This is a genomic window from Terribacillus sp. FSL K6-0262 (assembly GCF_037977385.1).
Lineage (GTDB): Bacteria > Bacillota > Bacilli > Bacillales > Amphibacillaceae > Terribacillus.
The window spans coordinates 1,855,126-1,869,840 of sequence record NZ_CP150277.1 but is presented as its reverse complement, the minus strand read 5'-3'; the positions used below and the strand labels follow the sequence as shown (position 1 = coordinate 1,869,840).

The window sequence follows — 14,715 nt, the reverse complement described above, 5'->3', positions numbered from 1 at the left end:
GACGGGGTGTCGTTTTGTATTGTTTTAAATGAAGATATCAAGAATCATTGTGAATACAAGACCCGAGACAGCCACGACTGTCGAAAGCACTGTATACGTACCAAAAGCTTCTTTCAATGTCATGCCAAGGGATTCTTTGACCATCCAGAATCCGGCGTCATTGACGTGGGAGGCAATGGCACTTCCTGCACCCGTTGCCAGCGCTACAAGCTCCAAATTCACATCCGGCATGGTTCCAAGGGATGGAATGACCAGACCAGCCGTCGTCAGCGTGGCAACGGTACCTGAACCAAGGCAGATACGCAAAATTGCTGCTACCATCCAAGCAAAGAATACCGGTGACATGGATGAGCCTGCAAAGATGGATGCAACATAATCACCAACGCCGCCATCGATAAGCACCTGTTTCAAGGCTCCGCCTCCACCAATGATCAATAACAGCATTCCAAGTGCATTGATGGCTGATCCACAGGAATCCATCAGCCTCTTGATCGGGATATTTCTTCTTATCCCCATTGTGTATATCGCAACCAGCAGGGAAATCACCATTGCCGTGGAGGAGTTACCCACAAAACGGATGATTTCTATCAACAGATTGTCAGCAAATCCAGTTTCAGCTTGGGCGATATCCACAGCTGCACCGATTGCCATGAGGATGACTGGGAATAGTGCAGTGAAAACACTGATACCGAAACCTGGCATCTCTTCTTCCTTAAAGGATTTTGCGACGCCAAAGGATTCACTGCCCTCACGTGTCCAAGCAGTCGGAACGATCCGTTTTGCCAGCTTGGGATATAGAATACCAGCAAGAATCACGGTAGGTATCGCTATGATGATTCCATAAATAAGCATAAGTCCAATATTTGCCCCATACTCCGCAGCTACTGCAGTCGGACCTGGATGCGGCGGGAGAAAAGCGTGTGTTGCAAGTGCAGCTGTGACCATCGGCAATCCAAGATGGACGATGGATACTTTCAATTCTTTTGCAATCGAGAAAATGATCGGTATGAGCAAGACGATTGTCACTTCGAGGAACAAGGCTATACCAACGATGAAAGAAGCAAACAGGACAGCCCATTGAATACGTTTTTCACCAAATTTATCGATAAGTGTCGTAGCAATCCGATTGGCACCGCCGGCATCCGCAATCAGACGGCCGAGCATGGCGCCCATACCAAAGATCAGCGCAATATGTCCGAGCGTCCCGCCTAAACCGCTTTCAATCGAGCTGACGACATCTGACATCGGCATGCCTAACAGCAGCGCAACAATAAAGGAAACGATGATCAAGGAAACAAATGTATTGAGCTTGAGTCCCATAATCATGATGAGCAGTAATAGTACACCTAAAGCTATGATCAGTAATGGCATGATGATTTCCCCCAAATCCATTTGTAAGTGTTTTCATTATTGCCCGTCAGAAAGGAAGGATTGACGCATCCTTCCTTTCTGACGGTATATTGCCTTCTTACAGCGTTGTACGTGTGAAGTTTGGCGCGTATTCAGCCGCAACCTTGATGCATTCTTCCATGCTGATGCTCTCCGCAATGTTCTTACCTGCAATATCGAACGCCGTACCGTGGTCAACGGATGTGCGCAGGAACGGCAGACCGTTCGTGATGGAAACAGTACGATGGAAGTCTGTCATTTTTGCAGCGATATGTCCTTGATCATGATACAAGGAAAGTACTGCATCGTATTTGCCATTCAGGGCCTGGAAGAATACCGAGTCAGCAGGGACCGGGCCGACCGCGTCGATGCCTTCCTTCATGGCAAGCTCGATACCAGGTTTGATTTCCTCTACTTCTTCCCAGCCGAACAAGCCGCCTTCACCGCTATGCGGGTTCAAGCCTGCCACTGCAAATCGGCGGGATTCCACACCTAGGCGCTGCAGTGCTTTATCACAGCGAACCAAGTAATCGTGCACTCTTTCTTTCGTCATCTGCGCGATGGCATCTTTCAAGGAAAGGTGACGAGTGAGGAAAAAGATACGCATGCCATTCACCTGGAACATTGTCAGCGGATCATCCGATCCAGCAAGATCCTCCAGCATCTCTGTATGTCCGATATAAGGAACCTTGGCTGCTTTCAAGGACTCCTTGTTAATCGGTGTAGTTGCCAGTGCCTGAACCTGGCCATCCATCGCAAGCTGGACGGATTTCTTGATATATTCGAAAGCTCCCTGACCGCCTTGAGCGGAAACTTGACCGTACTCCAGCTTTTCCATATCAATGTTGTCCAGATTGATTACGTCGACAGTGCCCAATTCATATTGTCCATCCGCCGGGGAAGATACTTCATTCACTTCCAAATTCGCTTCCACGATTTCAATCGCTTTTTTGATCACTGCTGTATCACCGATCACGAGTGGTTTACACACATCGTAAATCTCTTGCTTCGTTAAGGACTTCATTGTAATCTCCGGTCCGATACCAGCCGGATCTCCCATTGGAATTGCGATGATAGCTCTTTCAGACATAGTGTTTTTCCTCCTTAGAATTTGGCTTCCAAATATTTCACGCTTGTATAAATCGCCTTCGTCCCGCCGGCGGTGCCGCCTTTGGTCACGATCGGGATGCCATCCAGATAACCGCCGATGAATTTGCCATAAGCGATCAGCGGCAGGATCTCATCCATCAGCTGAATGCCTTCCGCTCTGCTGATCGAGCAAAGTGAAGCGGTTACATCTCCGCCACTGGAAAAACAGCCGCCGATTTCAAACTCGCTTTCCTGTACAACCACTCTCGTGATTTTCCCCAAACCATCAGCAATCCGCTTCGCCAATGCGTCCTGACTCACACCCTGATTTGCCGCAAGCGTTTTCAAATCAAGGATTTCAGCTCCTGGTGCATCCGTGGTGATCAAGAGTATATCCTGCTTCCTCATCTCCTGCTTTGCCAGGTCAATTACTCGATCCACCTCTTCATCCCACATACCGTCCACTGTCGCCAGCTTCTTGGAATCAACATAAATCGGTCGCAAATTCGTCTTATCGATCAAGTATTGCAGCTGGCTGGAGCTGTTGGATGTTACGCTGCCGACTGTGACGATGATTTTCTTATCCTTCATCCGCTTGCGGCTGAAAGCTCTTGCGAATGCCGCTGTCAGCGGACCAGGATCGGCCGGCACCATTTGGTAAGCCTCAAGCTCCGCCATGGCCCCTGCCACTGCATCGATGTCCTCATTCGTAATGATATCCGGGACAAGGATTCTTGCACCGGCATCGATTGCCTCCTCCATCTTTTGCTCGATGGCTTCCTTTCCGGCCAGTATTGTTTCCAAGCCAATGCTTGCTACTGGGTATTCGCTCTGTTTTTCCACCAGCTTCGGGACATGCGATTCTGTCACCGGCTTGACCGGGTCCTTCCCGACATCCGAAAGCTGTACCGGTACACCATGAACGAGCAAATACCCGCCGGAGACGATTCGTCCCGAATCCGGATAAGCTGGTACGACAACCGCAATCGCTTGCGGTCCCAACTCATCAAGCAGGGTATCCAGTTCAACACCGATATTTCCGCGGATTGTACTATCGATCCTCTTGCAGACAATATCCGTTTCCCACTTCTTCAAGTTCTGCGCCACCGTTTTCACCCGGCGATGCGCGACCTCCCCTTTCACATAGCGGCTATCCGTATCGACAATCACGCCATTGATTTGATCCGAGGAGGGCAGATGGTCGTAAAAGACCATCGTCGCAACGTTATATCCCAGCTTCGTCAGTTTGACACCCGTGCCATTACCACCAGTCAGATCATCTGCAATCACACCAATCTTCATCAGGCTTCCCCCTCTGCTGCTACGACCTCCAAAAGCTCCGTCAATTCTTCCGGGTGATAAGACCTTATTCCGCTATCCGAAATGACACCGGATAATGCTTCCAAATCACAAACCTTAGCCAACGCCTTTTGATCCAGCTTGCTCGAATCAGCCACCAGCCAAGTAGCCTGCGCCGACTCGATCATCAACTTCTTGATGGAAGCCTTCTCAAAGGTAGGCGCCGTCACACCGACTTGGAGATGCACTGCATGGGCGCCCAGGAAAAACAAATCCACATGCAGGTTGCGCAGCGTCTGTTCGGTAAGCGGACCGAACAGTGCTCCGATATTGTTCTGCATCTCGCCGCCAGTCAAAATCACCTTGACCTCACTATCCATCAGTTCGGCCGCAATCTTGATATCATTCGTTACGACCGTCAAATTGCGCTTGTGCTTCAACAGCTTGGCGATCTCGAGTGTCGTCGTCCCCGAATCAAGCAGGATGGTAAAGTGTTCCTGCACCAGTTCAGCAGCACGTTTGGCAATCAAGCGCTTCTCCTGTGCATTCTTTCCTTCCTTGGTTTGAAAGGAAGACTCCATTACCAATGGTTTGTTCAGGATTGCACCGCCCAGGGTGCGGATGATCTGCTCTTGCTCCTCCAAGTAATTCAAATCACGGCGGATCGTCATGGCAGATACATCCAGCTCTTTGGCAAGTGCGTCGATATCTATCTTTTCGTTTTTATTCAATTGTTCTAAAATCACATTCCTGCGTTCGTTTGGCTGCATTTTATATCACCTTTTGTTAATCATGAACATCTTATGTGTTCATGATAGGCGTATTTTTGTTAAAAGTCAACATATTATTGTTATTTATTATCAAATTTAATTCGATTATTGTTAAAGTTGAACATCGAATTGCAGGAGACCTTAGAAAAACCAGATTTTCTTCCCTCCGCTTGTCCGCACTACAAATGAATGGTTTTCCCAGTTTTGTATCACCCCGAAGGAAACCATTCAGTACCGTATTTTGATTTAAGTTAAAGGAATTTATTTGACTCAGTACTAGTCGGTACTGTAAAATCCAAGCAGAAAGGAGCAGATCATGGATATAAAACAAAGGATTATCGAATCGTCTGTTCTCTTGTTCAAAGAAAAGGGGTACAGCCGAACCTCCGTTGAAGACATTGTTCGAAAGTGCCGTATCTCAAAGGCTTCTCTTTATAAAGTTTTTGATTCAAAAAAAGAAATTTTGCTTCATGCACTCAACTTACAGCATGAAGAACTGCATAGGAAAAACGATGAGTTAGACCTCGGCAATTTGACTGCCGATGAAAAACTCATTAGAAAGATAGCAATGTTTCTTTCCCATTTCCATTTCAATCATGAGCTTTTTGCTTCTGTGCCCGAGGCATTCTCAGAAGAAGAACTGGACGAAATGAAACAATACGCAAAGCCTTACAAGCTCGAAATATATCGCATGCATAAAAAGAATTTCCGTCATGCTTTTGGAGCTGATTTGGATGATCGCTCTCTATGGAGTATGGCTGTCACGTATGAAGGATTGGTAAAGGAATGGCTTGAGATTATCCACATTTTTGGAACAGATGATATTGATTTTGTTCAAATAGCACGATACATTGCAGCGGCCATGAAAATAATCATCAAGGATCATCATCAATCCCTGCACCTACTGCCATCCTTAATAGACAGACTCATTCTGGAAGAAAATAAGATGTTTCATAAAAAGGAAAATACCTTGTCAGAAAAGCTGCATCGTATGGAGGAAATCCTTCTGAATGCCCCTATCGATGAATCAGAAAGGGATAATTACCTTTCGAACATAGCATTTCTGCAACAAGAGTTTTCAATGTCCAGACCGAGAGAATATCTTGTAGACTCTGTGCTATACTACTTGTCCCAATCAGAGGAAGTCGAGCCGATAGTGAAGTCTATACAATTTACATATAAAGAAACGGAGAGGAATTCATGAAAAAAAGAGGGACCAACAAGACGCTGGTTACAATTGGCGTTATGCTGGGGCTGCTGTTCGCTTCCTTGGATCAGACCATCGTATCCACAGCACTCCCTACGATTACAAGCGACCTGGGCGGCCTGGCGTTTTACAGCTGGGTCGTTGCCATTTACATGCTCGCCGAATCGATCGGTATTCCCATATTCGGAAAATTATCCGATTTGTTCGACCGCAAGAAAATCTATTTGATCGGACTCGGCTTTTTCCTGGCAGGATCCATCCTATGCGGATTAGCTCACGATATTGTCCTATTGGTCATTGCCAGGGGAATTCAAGGGATCGGGGCTGGAGCCTTGATGCCTCTTGCCTTTACGATGATTGCAGATATCTATTCCGTGGAACAGCGTGCCAAGATACAAGGTGTCCTTGGATCCATGTTCATGATTTCCAGTATCATCGGACCTGCAATCGGAGGATTTTTGACAGAGAACTTGAGTTGGCATTGGATATTCTTCATTAATATTCCAATTGCTTTGATTGCTGCCATTTTCATCTGGTTCGGGTATCAGCAAAGTACCGACAAGCAAAATCCATCCATTGATTGGTGGGGAGCCATCACACTCTCCATTGGTATCGTAGCAACATTGCTGACGACGGTCTTGACCGGCGGTGAAGGCGGAGCTTCAGCGAGTCATACTTGGGGCTCCCCGCTTGTCATCACGCTGCTGACCGGCGGGTTATCCTTGCTCGCGGTCTTTGTATGGATCGAGACGAAAACAAAAGATCCCATTTTACCAATCTACTTGTTTAAGAACCGTGTCACCTCTATCTTATCCATTGTCAGCTTCTTTATGGGGCTTGGCATGTTTGGCGCAATATCGTTCCTTCCGCTTTATCTGCAAAATGTAAAGCAGCTGTCCGCTACCGCATCCGGTTACATGCTGCTTCCCATGATGATTGCTGCCATGGTCGCCGGGATATTCGGAGGTTTTGTCCTGACAAAATTCAAGTATAGGAACCTGCTTGTCACGAGTCTGCTGATCATGGTGGGCGGATTCCTGATGCTGTACACGCTGTCAGCCGATACATCGCTTTGGTTCTTTGGCTGCTGTGCTGGGTTGATCGGCTTGGGAATGGGTGTACTGATGCCTGCGTTGACCACTTTGACACAGGAATTGGTTCCAAAGGAAGATATCGGAGCCGCCACGGCCTCCATCAATTTGTTCCGATCCCTGGGTGCCACCATCGGCATCAGTGTTTTAGGCGGCGTATTGAATAGTCAAATGTCTTCGGATATCGAAGCAAGCGTCCGTGAAAGCCCTGAAATGGTAAGTGTACTTTCCGGTAACATTCAAGATATACTGCGCAACCCAATAGGCGTACCTGCAGATATTTACAACGAACTGGTAAATATCTTTATCGGCGGCCTGCATAGCATGTTCTTAGTCTCTGCGGCACTGATTGCCGCAGCAGTCATTGCAGCCCTGTTCATTGGCAACGGGAAGCTCGAAAGCGATAAAGAGAAAGAAAAGCGCGAGGCTTGACCTGCACATGTAATCCACCCGCTGGAAAACATAGATGTTGCTTTGAATATGATACTAAATGCAGAAAGTAGATACATCCAATAAATAAACGCCGCTCCTTTATAAGGACGGCGTTTATTTTATTGAAGATGCGCTTCTTTTAGGATTACGAGGTAGAATATCTACTTTGATAGACTACAAGCGCAGTAATAAATCTTGCACCTTGGAAGCAATCCATTAGGATGCAATTAAAAATATCGCATGATGCCACTAGCAAAAACACCCTCCCGCATCATTCGGCTCATTAACCGATTTCAGCAGGAAAGGTGTTCATTTCCACATTAACCTATGGTACTGGGTTGGTTTTGCTTGCGCATCTCCACTTCCACGATTTGGTGATTTTGCATTTCGGTTATTTCCCACTCAAAGCCATGGGCTTCCATGAGTCGATGCTCCTCGATATTGCGAAGATTGGTGAGCATCCAGCCGCCGATTGTATCGACTTCCGCTTCATTTACAAAACGAATGTCAAACTGCTCCTCCACTTCTTCAAGCAACACCCGGCCATTCAAACGGTATTTATCCTCAGCAACCTTTTGGATATCCGGCTTTTCATTGGCATCGAATTCGTCACGGATTTCACCGACGATTTCCTCCAGCATATCCTCCATCGTCACGATGCCAGCAGTTCCGCCGTACTCATCGACGACTAACGCGATATGGACACGCTTTTTCTGCATAGTCAGCAGTGTATCATTGAGACTCGTTCCTTCATGCACCGTCGGTATGGGGTGAATGAAATCTTCCAGTTCCTTATCCTCCCTGGACGTGAAATCAGTGAGCATTTCTTTGACGTTCACAAAGCCATAAATCCTGTCCTTATCACCGTCTTGTGAAACGGGATAACGTGTATATTGGTGCTCGACCATCACTTCCTGGATTTCCTTGCGAGTCATAGCATCGGAGATTGCAATGACCTGTGTCCGCGGTACAAGGATATCCTTTACGACGCGATCGTTGAATGTAAAAATGTTTTCCATATAATCCAGCTCAGTCTTGTTGATTTCACCGCTCTGGAAGCTTTGTGCCATGATGATCTTCAGTTCCTCTTCGGAGTGGGCCTGTTCATGCGCAACCTGCTTCACGCCGAACATGCGCAGGAATACGCGTGCAGATCCATTCAGTGTGTAGATGAAAGGTGCCATCAGCTTTCCGAACCAGTATAGCGGACGCGCCAGGATGAGCGTCATCTTCTCTGTATATTGGATAGCCAAGGTTTTCGGAGCCAGCTCACCGATGACGACATGCAGGAAAGTCACGACCGCAAAGGCGATGGCGAATGAAAGAATGGTAGAAAGAGATTCTGATAAACCGAAGTAATCGAATACCGGGTGCAATATCTTCTCGACAGTCGGCTCACCCAATGCACCAAGTACCAATGCAGTGACAGTGATTCCAAGCTGACAGGCAGATAAGTAGTAATCGAGATCACGGACAAGCTTCTGTACGACTAAGGCGTTCTTGTTCCCTTCCTCGATGAGCTGTTCGATGCGTGACATACGTACCTTCACGACCGAGAATTCGGCACCGACGAAGAATGCCGTCAGAATGATGAACAAGGCGACTAAAGCTAGATTGAGTATTAATAATGGGTCCAAATTTTCCCCCTTTTACAGGGGTTCACCTCCGTATTATGCTTACTGTCTATATTGGGGTCTTCTTCCGCAGCGGCAATATATTCAAAACCTTCACCTTCCCAAGGGAATCGCCTCCTTTCCAGTTTGAAAAAAGACCCCCATCTCGTTACCGGGATGGAGGCCTGTTTCTCCGTTCATTTATGCTAGCTTAGCGAGATTATAAAATATATATACAGTATTTTCAATCAAATCAGCGTGAATTATTTTCGAACTTTATTTCATTCATGTAGAATAAAAGTAACCGCTATCAACCATGGAGCCAAAATGCTCTTTCCATTGTTTAACATATCGCCACTGTCTCACAGGACAAATTCCGTGAAAAGAGCAGGAAACACAGATGAAAATTAGGAGGAGACTTATGAAGAATTTAAAAATAGCCAGTTTGCCAGGGGATGGAGTCGGTAAAGAGGTGGTTCCGGCAGCTCAGACTGTTTTGAAAGCGATTTCCGAGGTGCATGGCGGATTGAAGTTCGATTTCACCGAATATCCATGGAGCTGTGAATATTACCTGGAGCATGACCGGATGATGCCGGATGATGCATTGGACAGACTGCAGGATGCAGACGCTATCTTCCTCGGTGCTGTCGGGAACCAAAAGCTTGTACCGGATCATGTCTCCCTATGGGGCATGCTGATCAAAATACGCCGTGAATTCGAGCAAGTGATCAATATCCGTCCCGCCAAGCTGCTGAAGGGTATTACTTCCCCGCTTGCCAACCCGAAGGATTTCGATTTGCTGGTGGTGCGGGAAAACAGTGAAGGTGAATATAGTGAAATTGGCGGACGGATTTTCCGCGGCGAGGAAGAGATGGCTATCCAAAACGCAGTATTCTCAAGACGCGGTTCGGAAAGAGCGATGCGCTATGCATTTGAGCTGGCCGCAAAACGCAGGAAGCATGTCACAAGCGCAACGAAATCCAACGGAATCGTTCATTCCATGCCGTTTTGGGACGAAGTCTTTCAATCCGTTAAAAAAGATTATCCGGATATAGAGACAGACAGCCAGCATATCGATGCCCTGGCCGCCTTCTTCGTCACACAGCCGCAGCGCTTCGATGTCATTGTCGCCAGCAATTTATTCGGCGATGTATTGACCGATATAGGCGCCGCCATCATGGGAAGTATCGGGATTGCACCAGCAGCCAATATCAATGTGAACGGTAAATACCCTTCGATGTTCGAACCAGTGCATGGCTCCGCACCGGATATCGTGGGCAAAGGAATCGCCAATCCAATCGGTCAGATTTGGACGGCAAAGCTGATGCTTGATCATTTCGGCGAGGAAGAACTCGGCGATGAACTGCTGGCTATCATAGAAGACGTGACAGCAGCCGGAATCCTGACACCTGACCTTGGCGGTGCGTATGGAACGGAGGATGTAACTGGAGCGATCGTGGAAAGGGTCCATAAATTATAATTCCATCAAGAAAGGAAGCTGCTTTCTGCCAGCTTCCTTTTCTTGAAATATTATTGTTGCTGTAAATTGGATTATGTTCATAACCCGCTATAAAAAAGAGCGCATCTGCGCTCTAGACTAATTTCTTCGCCAGCTCCCGATTCCGCTGCTTGAATAATACATTATGGGAAGAAACCATCCCCCATTCGTCTGCGGAAGGCTCGATAAATTGTTTGGCCTTATTGACTGCATTGGCTGCATCCTGGAAACAGCCGGCTATGAGGTGGACTTTACCCTCATGTTTCAGGATGTCCCCTGCAGCAAACAGTCCTGGTACGGAAGATTCGCCGCTTGGTGTTCCTGCAATGTAGTAATTATCCACTAGCTCGATATCCACTTCACTGTTCTGAATCAGATCCATGTCCCTGTCATAGCCGTGATTGACAATGACCTCATCAATCGGTAAATACGTAATTTCATTGGTTTCATGATTCGTCAGCTCGACCCGCTCGATATGCTGCTGATTCGGGCATGCAACAAGCTTCGTAATCGAAGTGCACAGGAAGCAGCGTGCCCCGCTGCACATAAGACGCTCTACAGACGCTTCATGTCCTTTTAAAGCTTCGTTCCGATAGGTGACATATACTTGTTTCGCAATCGGCTCCAATTCATTGGCCCAATCGACCGCTGAATTACCGCCGCCTGAGATGATGACCGTCTTATCCCGGAAGCGCTGCATGTCTTTCACCGTATAATTAAGATTCGCAACCTCGAACTTTTCGCAGCCTTCGATGGAAAGCTTCTGCGGATTAAGGATACCGCCGCCTGCAGCCACGATGATTGTTTTCGAATAATGCGTTACACCGCCCGCTGTGTGGAGTTCGAATATATCCTCTTCATTGCGTTTGATACTCGTTACCTTTTCGTTCAATACCACATCGGGATCAAAGGTCATTGCCTGCTCGGTGAGCTGATCTATCAGTTTGCCAGCTGGAAGCGGTGGCACTCCGCCCACATCCCAGACCATCTTTTCCGGATAAACATGGAGCTTACCGCCCAGATAAGGCTGGAACTCGATGATCTTTGTCTTCATTTGCCGCAGCCCGCTATAGAAAGCGGAATATAATCCAGCGGGACCTCCACCGATGATCGTCACATCATATAGCCAATCTTCCTGCACACTGATTCCTCCTTCAAAACGATAGTGATAATCATTCTCATTTAAATATACCGAAAATAAATCTCAAAATCAATGTTGACATCCGAATTTTCTGCCTTTATTATGGAATCAAGCGAGATTGATAATCATTCTCATTCTCATCGTATAACCCTGGTGCCCTGTCCCCCTAACAGGGCACCCCCCTATTAGTATGAGGAGTGACATACATAATGAAAAAATTAATTCCGGCTTTATTTATTCTTTTGCTTATATTGGCTGCATGCGGCAGCAACGATTCCGCTGATTCCAACAAGAAAGCGGATTCAGCTGACAATGAAGGCGAAATGATTACATATGATTCCGAGGATGGACCGGTCGAAGTGCCCGCTGATCCGAAGCGTGTTGTCGTTCTTTCTTCATATGTCGGTGATTTGATCGATCTGGATGTACCGATTGTCGGTGCCGATGCGTGGTCCATGCAGAATCCTCGTTTTAAAGATGCCTTGAAGGACGCAGAGGAAGTCACCGAGGATGACTTAGAAAAAATCATCGAGCTCAAACCTGACTTGATCATCGGACTCTCAAGCTTGAAAAATCTCGATAAACTGAAAGAAATTGCCCCTACAGTGACCTTCACTTACGGTAAGCTGAACTATCTCGATCAGCATGTGGAAATCGGCAAGCTGGTCAACAAAGAGGACGAAGCACAGGCTTGGGTCGATGATTTCACAAAGCGTGCTGCAGAGGCCGGTGAACAGATCAAGGAGAATATCGGACCCGATGCAACCGTGTCCGTGGTGGAGAACTTCGATAAACAGCTCTATGTATATGGCGATAACTGGGGCCGCGGAACCGAAGTGCTTTATCAGGCGATGGGCTTGAATATGCCCGAGAAGGTGAAAGAGGATGCACTGGAGGCTGGCTACTTCGCATTATCGACAGAAGTTTTGCCAGAGTACATGGGCGACTATGTGATCTTCAGTAAATTCGATGATGCAGACACATCCGTTGAAGACTCCGAATCCTTCCAAAACACTGCTGCTGCAAAAAATGATCGGGTATATGAAGTGGACGGAAATGCCTTTTACTTTAACGACTCCAATACATTGGATTACCAGTTAGAGTTCATCAAGGAGAGCTTCCTAGGAAAATAGGAAGCTCTTTCCCTTATCCTTACATAGAAAGATGCGTGGCTGATGAAGAACATACCATTTGCTTTGAAACTTTTCATTGGACTTATTTTATCCATTGCGGCATTTGTCTTGGCTTTATCCCTTGGAGCGGCTGATATTTCCTTACGTGATGTATGGAATGCGTTATTCAGCAGCCATACCAACGATGATATCCTGGTCATCCGCGAAAACAGGCTGCCGCGTGAAATCGGGGCCTTCTTCGTCGGAGCTGCCCTGGCTGTGGCAGGTGCCATCATGCAAGGATTGACCCGAAACCCGCTGGCAGACCCAGGACTGCTCGGTTTGACAGCTGGAGCCAATGCAGCACTCGCTGCTGCCATGGCCTTCATTCCCGATGCGAATTATATCGTCATCATCATCGCCTGCTTCATCGGCGCTGCCATCGGTGCCGGTCTTGTGTTCGGGATCGGTTCCCTCCGCCTGGGCGGCCTTTCCCCGGTCAAGGTCGTGCTGGCAGGCGCTGCTGTGTCCGCCCTGTTATATGCAGTTTCAGAAGCTATCGGCTTGAGCTTTAAACTGTCCAAGCAAGTCTCTGCCTGGACAGCCGGAGGATTGGTCGGCGTCAATTGGACACAGCTGCAGCTCATCATACCGATCATACTGGCAGGCATCCTATTATCGCTATTCCTATCCCATCAGCTGACACTGCTCAGTTTGAGTGATGAGGTTGCTGTCGGACTTGGTCAGAAGACATTCGCAATCAAAGCGCTGTTATTCCTTGTGACCATCCTGCTGGCAGGGGCATCTGTCGCATTGGTCGGAAACATGACCTTCATTGGTTTGATGATTCCTCACATCGTCCGCTTTTTTGCTGGGACGGATTATCGTTATATATTGCCGTTGTCCTTCTTTGCCGGCGGAACCTTCATGCTTTTGGCTGATACAGCTGCCCGGACGGTAAATGCACCATATGAAACGCCGCTTGTAGCTATCGTAGCTGCGCTCGGTCTGCCATTCTTCTTATTCATCGTTCATCGGGGAGGTCGGGCTTACTCATGAAAACAGCTAAAAAAAGCAGACAGGCCATCCTGATGATCGCATTGGCTGCCCTCATTCTGGTCACCATCATCATTGGGATGGGACTTGGTCCTGCTTCACTTTCCTATGATCGTTTACTGCCGACATTACTCGGTAATGGGACCTTTCCCGAATCATTTGTCCTATTTGATGTGCGGCTCCCCCGCATTGCGGTCACGCTGCTTGCCGGGATGGCATTGGCACTGGCCGGTACAATCCTGCAAGGCATCACCCGGAATGACCTGACCGACCCTGGTATCATCGGGATCAACTCAGGAGCTGGGCTAGGTATCGCCGTGTTCTTTTTGTTCATGCCGATCGATGCCGGAAACTTTGCTTATGTCCTGCCTCTTGTCGGCTTTGCCAGCGCGCTGGTGACTGCTATGCTGATTTACCTGTTTTCTTATCGTAAAAGACATGGACTGCAGCCAGTTCGACTTGTATTAGTCGGAGTCGGTTTTTCCATGGCTCTCTCAGGTATGATGATCGTCTTGATATCCTCGGCCGATAGGGAAAAAGTCGATTTCATAGCCAAATGGCTGGCGGGGAATATTTGGGGGACGGACTGGCCATTCGTCCTTGCACTGCTGCCGTGGATCATTGTCATCTTTCCGTTGACCCTTTATATGGCGAATCGGCTGAACGTATTGGCCCTAAGCGAAGAAGTCGGAGTCGGCATCGGCGTCCAGCTGACCCGGGATCGGATCATATTGCTGGTGGCAGCGGTCGCCATTGCGGCAGCAGCCGTTTCCGTTGCTGGCGGCATCAGCTTCGTCGGGCTGATGGCACCCCATATTGCACGTGCACTTGTCGGCGCGAGACATCAATATGTCCTTCCCGTCGCTGCCTTGATCGGAGGCTGGCTCCTGCTGTTGGCAGATACGATCGGACGGAATATCGCGACTGCTGACGGCCTGCCTGCCGGTATCGTCGTGGCCTTTATTGGTGCTCCGTACTTCCTTTATCTATTGCTGAAAAAATAGTCACTATACTGAAA

General features: G+C 47.8%; 12 protein-coding genes. 6 read left to right on the top strand and 6 right to left on the bottom strand.

The window, feature by feature from the left end; genetic code table 11:
• Positions 1–24: 24 nt before the first annotated feature.
• The 4 genes from MHI54_RS09735 to MHI54_RS09720 form a co-directional block, all read right to left on the bottom strand.
• Positions 25–1,371: a gluconate:H+ symporter gene (locus MHI54_RS09735; RefSeq protein ID WP_340081370.1), complete on the bottom strand. Its 1,347-nt coding sequence runs from the start codon at positions 1,369–1,371 to the stop codon at positions 25–27.
• Between the two features lie 97 nt (positions 1,372–1,468).
• Positions 1,469–2,479: a 4-hydroxythreonine-4-phosphate dehydrogenase PdxA gene (pdxA, locus tag MHI54_RS09730; RefSeq protein WP_340081369.1), complete on the bottom strand. Its 1,011-nt coding sequence runs from the start codon at positions 2,477–2,479 to the stop codon at positions 1,469–1,471.
• Positions 2,480–2,493: 14 nt separating this feature from the next.
• Positions 2,494–3,780: a four-carbon acid sugar kinase family protein gene (locus MHI54_RS09725; protein WP_095216960.1), complete on the bottom strand. Its 1,287-nt coding sequence runs from the start codon at positions 3,778–3,780 to the stop codon at positions 2,494–2,496.
• Entirely contained in the window at positions 3,780–4,547 is a 768-nt protein-coding gene (locus tag MHI54_RS09720) for a DeoR/GlpR family DNA-binding transcription regulator (protein WP_340081368.1), read from the bottom strand. The genes MHI54_RS09725 and MHI54_RS09720 overlap by 1 nt, the downstream gene beginning before the upstream one ends.
• A gap of 316 nt (positions 4,548–4,863) precedes the next feature.
• On the opposite strand from MHI54_RS09720, the gene MHI54_RS09715 reads away from it, so the two are divergent.
• Both MHI54_RS09715 and MHI54_RS09710 read left to right on the top strand, forming a co-directional pair.
• Complete coding sequence (locus MHI54_RS09715; RefSeq protein WP_095216962.1) at positions 4,864–5,751, top strand: TetR/AcrR family transcriptional regulator; 888 nt, start codon at positions 4,864–4,866, stop codon at positions 5,749–5,751.
• Positions 5,748–7,277 carry an MDR family MFS transporter gene (locus tag MHI54_RS09710; RefSeq protein ID WP_095216963.1) on the top strand — a complete coding sequence of 510 codons (1,530 nt, stop codon included), beginning with the start codon at positions 5,748–5,750 and terminating at the stop codon, positions 7,275–7,277. Before MHI54_RS09715 ends, MHI54_RS09710 begins: the two co-directional genes overlap by 4 nt.
• A 320-nt stretch (positions 7,278–7,597) precedes the next feature.
• On the opposite strand, the gene MHI54_RS09705 is transcribed toward MHI54_RS09710, so the two are convergent.
• Positions 7,598–8,914, bottom strand: coding sequence for a hemolysin family protein (locus MHI54_RS09705; protein ID WP_095216964.1), 1,317 nt, complete (start codon positions 8,912–8,914; stop codon positions 7,598–7,600).
• Positions 8,915–9,311: 397 nt separating this feature from the next.
• Between MHI54_RS09705 and MHI54_RS09700 the strand changes: the two genes are divergently transcribed.
• Positions 9,312–10,370, top strand: coding sequence for a tartrate dehydrogenase (locus tag MHI54_RS09700; protein WP_340081367.1), 1,059 nt, complete (start codon positions 9,312–9,314; stop codon positions 10,368–10,370).
• A 112-nt stretch (positions 10,371–10,482) separates the two neighbouring features.
• Here the strand turns inward: MHI54_RS09700 and MHI54_RS09695 are convergent, their stop codons facing one another.
• On the bottom strand, positions 10,483–11,529 hold the full coding sequence (locus MHI54_RS09695; protein ID WP_095216966.1) for an NAD(P)/FAD-dependent oxidoreductase: 1,047 nt from the start codon (positions 11,527–11,529) through the stop codon (positions 10,483–10,485).
• A gap of 209 nt (positions 11,530–11,738) precedes the next feature.
• Between MHI54_RS09695 and MHI54_RS09690 the strand changes: the two genes are divergently transcribed.
• From MHI54_RS09690 to MHI54_RS09680, 3 genes are read left to right on the top strand one after another with little or no spacing between them, the layout of a single operon-like run.
• Positions 11,739–12,662 (top strand): iron-hydroxamate ABC transporter substrate-binding protein, encoded by a 924-nt coding sequence (locus tag MHI54_RS09690; RefSeq protein WP_340081366.1) that lies wholly within the window; start codon positions 11,739–11,741, stop codon positions 12,660–12,662.
• Between the two features lie 42 nt (positions 12,663–12,704).
• Complete coding sequence (locus tag MHI54_RS09685; RefSeq protein ID WP_095216968.1) at positions 12,705–13,700, top strand: iron ABC transporter permease; 996 nt, start codon at positions 12,705–12,707, stop codon at positions 13,698–13,700.
• Complete coding sequence (locus MHI54_RS09680; RefSeq protein ID WP_095216969.1) at positions 13,697–14,701, top strand: iron ABC transporter permease; 1,005 nt, start codon at positions 13,697–13,699, stop codon at positions 14,699–14,701. The genes MHI54_RS09685 and MHI54_RS09680 overlap by 4 nt, the downstream gene beginning before the upstream one ends.
• Positions 14,702–14,715 lie beyond the last annotated feature (14 nt).